The sequence below is a fragment of the Helicobacter pylori genome (assembly GCF_015904775.1).
Classification (GTDB): Bacteria; Campylobacterota; Campylobacteria; order Campylobacterales; family Helicobacteraceae; genus Helicobacter; species Helicobacter pylori_DM.
This window is the reverse complement of sequence record NZ_JADZNC010000023.1, coordinates 1-8138: the sequence shown is the minus strand read 5'-3', so window position 1 is coordinate 8138 and position 8138 is coordinate 1. Positions and strand designations below refer to the sequence as shown.

Here is an 8138-nt window from a genome sequence, read left to right as displayed (position 1 = left end):
AGGGTTAAACACTTCCCTCTTTTTCAAACGCCTTGTGGCGTTTAATGTGAGTTATGTTTATAGTTTTTAGGGGGGTAGAAAATGAGTACCCCTTACATTTTAGCGTATCGCAACCTTTGAATTTTAAAAACTAGATTTAGTTTTTTTGCCTCAAATGATGGACACTCTCGCCCCCAAGACCATAATTATTAGAATCCACCTCATCTATAATGACCACAATAGAAGCCTTATTTTTGTTTAACACCTTAACCATCAAATCTGAAACCCCTTCAATCAATTGCTGCTTTTGCTCGTTTGTTGGCCCTCCATTTTCTGGCACAAGTTTGATATTGATAAACGGCATGTTATTCCTTAAAATTGAGATAGCGTATTATAACACTTTTATTTAAACGCTTCACTAGCGCTTTTTCATCTTAAACCCCCTTTTAAAAAACAATAAAATAAAAAACAATAAAAGCCCTTTTAGTGGCTTTCAAGTCAAGTTAAGTTTGATATACTAACAAAATGAATACTTATAAAAACAGCTTGAACCACTTTTTAAATTTAGTAGATTGTTTAGAAAAAATCCCCAATGTGGGTAAAAAGTCCGCCTTTAAAATGGCGTATCATTTGGGTTTGGAAAACCCCTATCTGGCGCTAAAAATCACGCATGCTTTAGAAAACGCCCTAGAAAACCTTAAAACATGCGCATCTTGTAACGCGCTCAGCGAGAGTGAGGTTTGTGAGATTTGTTCTGATGAGAGCCGACAAAATTCTCAGCTTTGCATGGTTTTACACCCAAGAGACGTGTTTATTTTAGAAGACTTAAAGGACTTTTTAGGGCGCTATTATGTGTTAAATTCTATAGAAGAAGTGGATTTTAACGCCCTAGAAAAACGCCTGATTGAAGAAAACATTAAAGAAATCATTTTTGCTTTCCCTCCCACTTTAGCTAATGATTCTCTAATGCTTTATATTGAAGATAAATTGCAGCATTTCCACCTCACTTTCACTAAAATCGCTCAAGGCGTGCCTACTGGAGTGAATTTTGAAAACATTGACTCCGTTTCGCTCTCAAGGGCGTTTAATTCAAGGATCAAAGCATGAATTTAAACTTTATGCCCCTATTGCATGCTTATAACCATGCGAGCATTGATTTTCATTTCAATTCTAGCGCTAGGGATTTTTGCGTGCATGAAGTGCCTTTGTATGAATTTAGCAACACAGGCGAACATGCCGTTATTCAAGTGAGGAAAAGCGGTTTAAGCACTTTAGAAATGCTTCACATTTTTTCTCAAATTTTAGGGGTAAAAATCGCCGAATTGGGTTATGCGGGCTTGAAAGATAAAAATGCGCTGACGACTCAATTCATCTCACTCCCCAAAAAATACGCCCCTTTATTAGAAAAAAATACGCATAATTTGCAAGAAAGAAACCTTAAGATTTTATCTTTGAATTACCATCATAATAAAATCAAATTAGGGCATTTAAAAGGGAATCGCTTTTTTATGCGTTTTAAAAAAATGACCCCCCTAAACGCTCAAAAAACAAAGCAGGTTTTAGAACAAATCGCGCAGTTTGGCATGCCTAATTATTTTGGCTCACAACGCTTCGGGAAGTTCAATGATAACCATAAAGAAGGGTTAAAAATCTTGCAAAATAAAACGAAATTTGCCCATCAAAAATTAAACACTTTTTTAATTTCAAGCTATCAAAGTTATTTGTTTAACGCGCTTTTAAGCAAACGATTAGAAATCAGTAAAATCATTAGCGCTTTTAGCCTAAAAGAAAATTTAGAATTTTTTAAACAAAACAATTTAAGCGTTAATCCAAACACTCTAAAAGCCCTTAAAAACCAAGCCCACCCCTTTAAAATTTTAGAAGGCGATGTGATGTGCCATTACCCTTATGGGAAGTTTTTTGACGCTTTAGAATTAGAAAAAGAGGGCGAAAGGTTTTTAAACAAAGAAGCTGTGCCTACGGGGTTACTAGACGGCAAAAAAGCTCTTTATGCAAAAAATTTGAGTTTAGAAATTGAAAAAGAATTCCAGCATAACCTTTTAAATAGCCATGCTAAAACGCTAGGCTCTAGGCGGTTTTTTTGGGTGTTTGCAGAAAATATAACTTCTCAATACATCAAAGAAAAAGCGCAATTTGAATTGGGATTTTACTTGCCTAAAGGGAGTTATGCGAGCGCGTTGCTCAAAGAAATCAAGCATGAGAAAGGAGAAAATAATGACGAATTTTGAAAAGATTATCGCGCAAAACAGGCTCAAAACGAACGCGGTTTTAACCACTTATTGCGCGATTTTTGCTTTTATCGGGTTATTGGTGGATGCTATTAGAATCAACGCTAATGATTTAGGCATAGCCCTTTTTAAACTCATCACTTTTCAAATTTTTCCTACGATCACCATTATCATGTTTTTAGTGGCTTTTGTCGTTATTGTTATTTGTATCCAAAATTTTAGCTCTATCATGTTAAGCGGTGATGAATACAAGCTTATTGACCCAAGCAAGGTTTTAAGCTCTAAAGAAAATCAAATCCATCGCCTTTTGTTAGAGCTTTTAGAAGAAGCTAAGCTTCATTTTGAGCCTAAACTTTATATCATTAACGCCCCTTACATGAACGCTTTTGCGAGCGGGTGGGATGAATCTAATTCTCTTATCGCTCTTACAAGCGCTTTAATAGAAAGGTTGGATAGAGATGAATTAAAAGCCGTGATCGCTCATGAGCTCAGCCACATACGGCACAACGACATCCGCTTGACCATGTGCGTGGGGATTTTAAGCAATATCATGCTGTTGGTGGCTAATTTTAGCGTGTATTTTTTCATGGGGAATCGCAAGAATAGTGGGGCGAATTTAGCCCGAATGATTTTATTACTCTTACAGATCATTTTGCCTTTTTTAACGCTTATTTTACAAATGCATTTGAGTCGCACACGAGAATACATGGCCGATAGCGGGGCGGCGTTTTTAATGCATGACAATAAGCCCATGATTAGAGCCTTACAAAAAATTTCCAACGATTACACCAACAACGATTATAAAGAAGTAGATAAAAATAGCACCCGATCAGCGGCTTATCTTTTTAACGCTGAAATGTTTAGCACCCACCCTAGCGTTAAAAATCGTATCCAATCCTTAAGAAGACATGTGATCTAAATGGAAAATTTTTTCAACCAATTTTTTGAAAATATCGGCGAAGATAAGAATAGAGAAGGCTTGAAAGAGACGCCTAAAAGGGTTCAAGAATTATGGAAATTCTTGTATAAAGGCTATAAAGAAGATCCTAAAGTGGCTTTAAAAAGCGCGTATTTTCAAGGCGTTTGCGATGAAATGATAGTGGCTCAAAACATTGAATTTTACTCCACTTGCGAGCACCATTTGCTCCCTTTTTTTGGGAATATTAGCGTGGGATATATCCCTAAGGAAAAGATTGTAGGCATTAGCGCGATCGCCAAACTCATTGAAATTTATAGCAAACGCCTACAAATCCAAGAAAGGCTGACCACTCAAATTGCAGAAACTTTTGATGAAATCATAGAGCCAAGGGGCGTGATCGTGGTTTGTGAAGCCAAGCATTTGTGCATGAGCATGCAAGGGGTGCAAAAGCAAAATGCGATCATTAAAACAAGCGTGTTAAGAGGCCTCTTTAAAAAAGACCCTAAAACCAGAGCTGAATTTATGCAACTCTTAAAATCTTAGGTTATAATTCTATGCATGAGTAACCCTAATTTATCCTTTTATTATAATGAGTGCGAGCGTTTTGAGAGCTTTTTAAAAAACCATCATTTACACCTTGAAAGCTTCCACCCTTATTTGGAAAAAGCCTTTTTTGAAATGGTGCTTAATGGGGGTAAAAGGTTTCGCCCTAAGCTTTTTTTAGCCGTGCTTTGCTCTTTAGTGGGTCAAAAAGATTATTCTAACCAACAAACAGAATATTTTAAAATCGCTTTAAGCATTGAATGCTTGCACACTTATTCGCTCATCCATGACGATTTGCCATGCATGGATAACGCTATTTTAAGGAGAAACCACCCCACTTTACATGCTAAATACGATGAAACCACAGCCGTTTTAATCGGCGATGCGCTCAACACTTATTCTTTTGAATTGCTTTCAAACGCTTTACTAGAAAGCCATATCATTGTGGAATTAGTCAAAATCTTAAGCGTTAATGGGGGGATTAAAGGCATGGTTTTAGGGCAGGCTTTGGATTGCTATTTTGAAAACACGCCCTTAAATTTAGAACAACTCACTTTCTTACACGAGCATAAAACCGCTAAATTGATTAGCGCGAGCTTGATGATGGGGCTTGTTGCGAGCGGTATTAAAGATGAAGAGCTTTTTAAATGGCTTCAGGCTTTTGGGTTAAAAACGGGTCTTTGTTTTCAAGTGTTAGATGATATTATAGATGTTACGCAAGATGAAGAAGAGAGCGGTAAAACCACTCATTTAGACGGTGCCAAAAACAGCTTTGTGAATTTATTGGGGCTAGAAAAGGCGAATAATTACGCTCAAACTTTAAAGACAGAGGTTTTAAACGATTTAAATCTACTAAAATCCGCTTATCCTTTATTGCAAGAAAATTTAAACGCATTATTGAACACTCTATTTAAAGGCAAGACATGAAAAAAATTCTACTCACCAACGATGATGGCTACCATGCAAAAGGCATTAAAGCTTTAGAACAAGCTTTAGAAGAAATGGCAGAAATTTATGTGGTCGCCCCCAAGCATGAAAAAAGCGCATGCTCGCAATGCATCACGATCACCGCGCCTTTGAGAGCGGAGAAAATTAAGGGCAAAGAAGGCCGGCATTACAGGATTGATGATGGCACGCCAAGCGATTGCGTGTATCTGGCGATCAATGAGCTTTTTAAACATGTTTGTTTTGATTTAGTGATTTCAGGGATCAATCTTGGATCTAACATGGGCGAAGACACGATTTATTCGGGAACGGTGGCCGGAGCGATTGAAGGCACCATTCAGGGCGTGCCTTCCATTGCGATTTCTCAAATCCTTTCTAACAAAAACAAAAACACCCCTTTCAGTTTTGATCTGGCTCAAAAGATCATCCAGGATTTAGTCCAAAACATTTTCACAAACGGCTACCCTTTAAAAGGGCGCAAACTCTTAAACGTGAATGTCCCTAATTGCTCCTTACAAGAATATAAGGGCGAACGCATCACCCCTAAAGGCTATAGGCTGTATAAAAAAGAAGTGCATAAACGCACAGACCCCAAAAACGAAAGCTATTTTTGGCTAGGGCTACACCCTTTAGAATGGCAAAAGCGCGAAAATGAAGACAGGCTCTCTGATTTTGACGCTATTGCTTCAAACCATGCCTCTATCACGCCTTTAAATTTAGACTTAACCAGTTATGATGATCTAAAAAGCTTGGAATCTTGGCATGAGGGAATGTTAAAGTGAATAGAAAGCACCGCTTGGCTTTTTTAGGGCTAATTGTTGGGGTGTTTTTTTTCTTTAATGCATGCCAGCACCGCTTGCACATGGGGTATTATTCAGAAGTTACAGGGGATTATTTGTTCAACTATAATTCCACTATCGTGGTGGCTTATGACAGAAGCGATGCGATGACTTCTTATTATATCAACGTGATTGTTTATGAATTGCAAAAATTAGGCTTTTACAATGTCTTCACGCAAGCGGAATTCCCGCTAGATAAAGCCAAAAATGTGATCTATGCACGCATTGTCCGTAATATCTCGGCTGTGCCATTCTACCAATACAATTACCAACTAATCGATCAAGTCAATAAACCTTGTTATTTTCTTGGGGGGCAGTTTTATTGCTCTCAAACCCCTACCGATTACTACGCTATCAATGGCTTTAGCGAGCAAATTTTAATGAGCGCTAATTCGCATTTTATTTTGGATTGGTATGATGTGGTGCTGCAAAAACGGGTTTTATACGTGGATGGGAGCGTGAGCGGGAGGACTTGCGGCTATCAGATGCTCTATAGGGATTTGATTAAAAGCACGATCAAACGCATTGATTTTAACCGCCCTGAACGCTACTACTATAATTTAAGACTGCCCCTTTATCAGCCATGTTATAGGCAATGAAATGGTTATCAGGCGATTGTATAAATTTTGCGCTAGCCATGTGGTGCGCAATTGTTCTTCTTTAAAATGCGCTCAAAATATCCATGGGCATAATTATGAAGTGGAAGTTTTTATTGAAACCAACCGCTTGGATAGCGCGAACATGGCGTTAGATTTTGGGCTGATGCAACAAGAGATGCAAACCTTTATAGACTCCTTTGATCATGCCCATCATTTTTGGGATAAAGAAAGCCTTGAGTTTCAGCGTTTTATAGAAAATCATTGCGTTCGTTACGTGAAATGCTCGTTTAATTTGAGCGCAGAGGCTTACGCTCTTATGTTTTTATACTACTTGACAAGGATTTTACAAAAAAGCGTTTTTTCTAATGATGAAGGGGAGTTAAAGGTTTCTAGCGTGCGCGTGCATGAGACTAAAAACGGCTACGCGGAAAGCTTTTTAAAAGATTTAGAAAACCCTCATTTTAAATCTTTAGTGCATGATCATTGCGTCTCTTTCTCGCAAGGCATTCAAAATTTGTGGCATGATAAGGATTTTTTCAATAAAATCATTAGCGATGAAGAAAAATGCTTTTTTCACGCTAAGCCCTTACACCAGATCCCTTAAAAAATGAAACTCCCGGTCGTTGAGAGCTTTTTTTCCTTACAAGGTGAAGGAAAAAACATAGGCAAACCCAGTCTTTTTTTACGCTTAGGGGGGTGTAACCTTTCATGCAAGGGCTTTAATTGTAAAACCATATTGCATGATGAAATTCTAACAGGTTGCGATAGTTTGTATGCGGTGCATCCTAAATTCAAAGAAACTTGGGATTATTACAATGAGCCTGAATCTTTGATTGAACGATTAGTTAATTTAGCCCCTAATTATAAACATTTTGATTTCATTCTTACAGGCGGGGAGCCAAGCTTGTATTTCAATAACCCTATTTTAATCAGCGTTTTAGAGCATTTTTATCGCCAAAAAATCCCTTTATGTGTAGAGAGCAATGGTTCTATTTTTTTTGAATTTAGCCCTATTTTAAAAGAATTGCATTTCACTCTAAGCGTCAAACTCTCTTTTTCTTTGGAGGAAGAAAGCAAGCGGATCAACCTCAAAGCCTTACAAAATATCTTAAATAACGCTAAAAGCGTGCATTTTAAATTTGTATTGGAGAGTCAAAACGCCGCTCAATCTATTATAGAAATTCAAAGCCTTTTGAAACAACTCTCCTTAAAAAATAATGAAATCTTTTTAATGCCCTTAGGCACAAATAACAACGAGCTAGATAAAAATCTAAAAACCCTAGCCCCCCTAGCCATAAAGCATGGTTTCAGGCTGAGCGATAGGCTTCATATCCGCTTGTGGGATAATAAGAAAGGGTTTTAAATCCATCATATCATACAAAGCGTTATTATTTTAAGCTAAAAATTGTTATCATTACGCTCATTAAGGGATCATTTCATCTTTGGAAGTTAGGAAATCATGACCATCAAAGTTTTTTCGCCCAAATACCCCACTGAATTAGAAGAGTTTTACGCTGAGCGCATCGCTGACAACCCTTTAGGGTTTATCCAACGCTTGGATCTTTTGCCCAGTATTAGCGGGTTTGTTCAAAAATTGCGCGAGCATGGCGGGGAATTTTTTGAAATGAGAGAGGGTAACAAGCTCATTGGGATTTGTGGGCTTAATCCTATCAATCAAACAGAAGCAGAGCTGTGTAAATTCCACATAAATAGCACTTATCAATCCCAAGGACTGGGTCAAAAACTCTATGAGAGCGTGGAGAAATACGCTTTAATCAAAGGCTATACTAAAATCTCTTTGCATGTGAGCAAAAGCCAAATCAAGGCATGCAACCTCTATCAAAAGCTGGGTTTTGTGCGTATCAAAGAAGAGGATTGCGTGGTGGAGTTGGGCGAAGAGACTTTGATTTTCCCCACTCTTTTTATGGAAAAGATTCTGTCTTAATTAGCGCATCCATTTGACACATGCCCAAGCGATATTTTTCCCTATCAAACTTTGATTAACATAGCCTAATTAACGCTAAATAAACCCCAAAATAAACGCTTGTTTTTAAAAATTTGTTTC

The 8138-nt window shown here is 37.7% G+C and carries 11 protein-coding genes; 10 read left to right on the top strand and 1 reads right to left on the bottom strand.

The window, feature by feature from the left end:
* Positions 1 to 136: 136 nt before the first annotated feature.
* Entirely contained in the window at positions 137 to 343 is a 207-nt protein-coding gene (locus tag I6852_RS07770) for a 2-hydroxymuconate tautomerase family protein (protein WP_001115881.1), read from the bottom strand.
* A gap of 161 nt (positions 344 to 504) precedes the next feature.
* Here I6852_RS07770 and recR point away from each other — a divergent pair, with 161 nt between their 5' ends.
* The 10 genes from recR to I6852_RS07720 all read left to right on the top strand — a co-directional run bounded on the left by recR (position 505) and on the right by I6852_RS07720 (position 8018).
* Positions 505 to 1086, top strand: a complete 582-nt coding sequence (gene recR, locus I6852_RS07765; protein WP_001099598.1) for a recombination mediator RecR — start codon at positions 505 to 507, stop codon at positions 1084 to 1086.
* Entirely contained in the window at positions 1083 to 2228 is a 1146-nt protein-coding gene (gene truD / locus I6852_RS07760; RefSeq protein WP_197292059.1) for a tRNA pseudouridine(13) synthase TruD, read from the top strand. The genes recR and truD overlap by 4 nt, the downstream gene beginning before the upstream one ends.
* Positions 2215 to 3147 (top strand): zinc metalloprotease HtpX, encoded by a 933-nt coding sequence (gene htpX, locus I6852_RS07755; protein ID WP_231626171.1) that lies wholly within the window; start codon positions 2215 to 2217, stop codon positions 3145 to 3147. The genes truD and htpX overlap by 14 nt, the downstream gene beginning before the upstream one ends.
* Complete coding sequence (gene folE / locus I6852_RS07750; protein ID WP_000426948.1) at positions 3148 to 3690, top strand: GTP cyclohydrolase I FolE; 543 nt, start codon at positions 3148 to 3150, stop codon at positions 3688 to 3690.
* A 15-nt stretch (positions 3691 to 3705) separates the two neighbouring features.
* Entirely contained in the window at positions 3706 to 4617 is a 912-nt protein-coding gene (locus I6852_RS07745) for a polyprenyl synthetase family protein (protein WP_197292061.1), read from the top strand.
* Positions 4614 to 5417 (top strand): 5'/3'-nucleotidase SurE, encoded by an 804-nt coding sequence (surE, locus tag I6852_RS07740; protein ID WP_033585381.1) that lies wholly within the window; start codon positions 4614 to 4616, stop codon positions 5415 to 5417. The genes I6852_RS07745 and surE overlap by 4 nt, the downstream gene beginning before the upstream one ends.
* Positions 5414 to 6073, top strand: coding sequence for a hypothetical protein (locus I6852_RS07735; protein WP_024118551.1), 660 nt, complete (start codon positions 5414 to 5416; stop codon positions 6071 to 6073). The genes surE and I6852_RS07735 overlap by 4 nt, the downstream gene beginning before the upstream one ends.
* Before the next feature lies 1 nt (position 6074).
* Positions 6075 to 6677, top strand: a complete 603-nt coding sequence (locus tag I6852_RS07730) for a 6-pyruvoyl trahydropterin synthase family protein (RefSeq protein WP_197292062.1) — start codon at positions 6075 to 6077, stop codon at positions 6675 to 6677.
* A gap of 3 nt (positions 6678 to 6680) precedes the next feature.
* Entirely contained in the window at positions 6681 to 7436 is a 756-nt protein-coding gene (locus tag I6852_RS07725) for a 7-carboxy-7-deazaguanine synthase QueE (protein WP_000775569.1), read from the top strand.
* A 96-nt stretch (positions 7437 to 7532) separates the two neighbouring features.
* Positions 7533 to 8018 carry a GNAT family N-acetyltransferase gene (locus tag I6852_RS07720; RefSeq protein WP_197292063.1) on the top strand — a complete coding sequence of 162 codons (486 nt, stop codon included), beginning with the start codon at positions 7533 to 7535 and terminating at the stop codon, positions 8016 to 8018.
* The last annotated feature ends 120 nt before the right edge of the window (positions 8019 to 8138 follow it).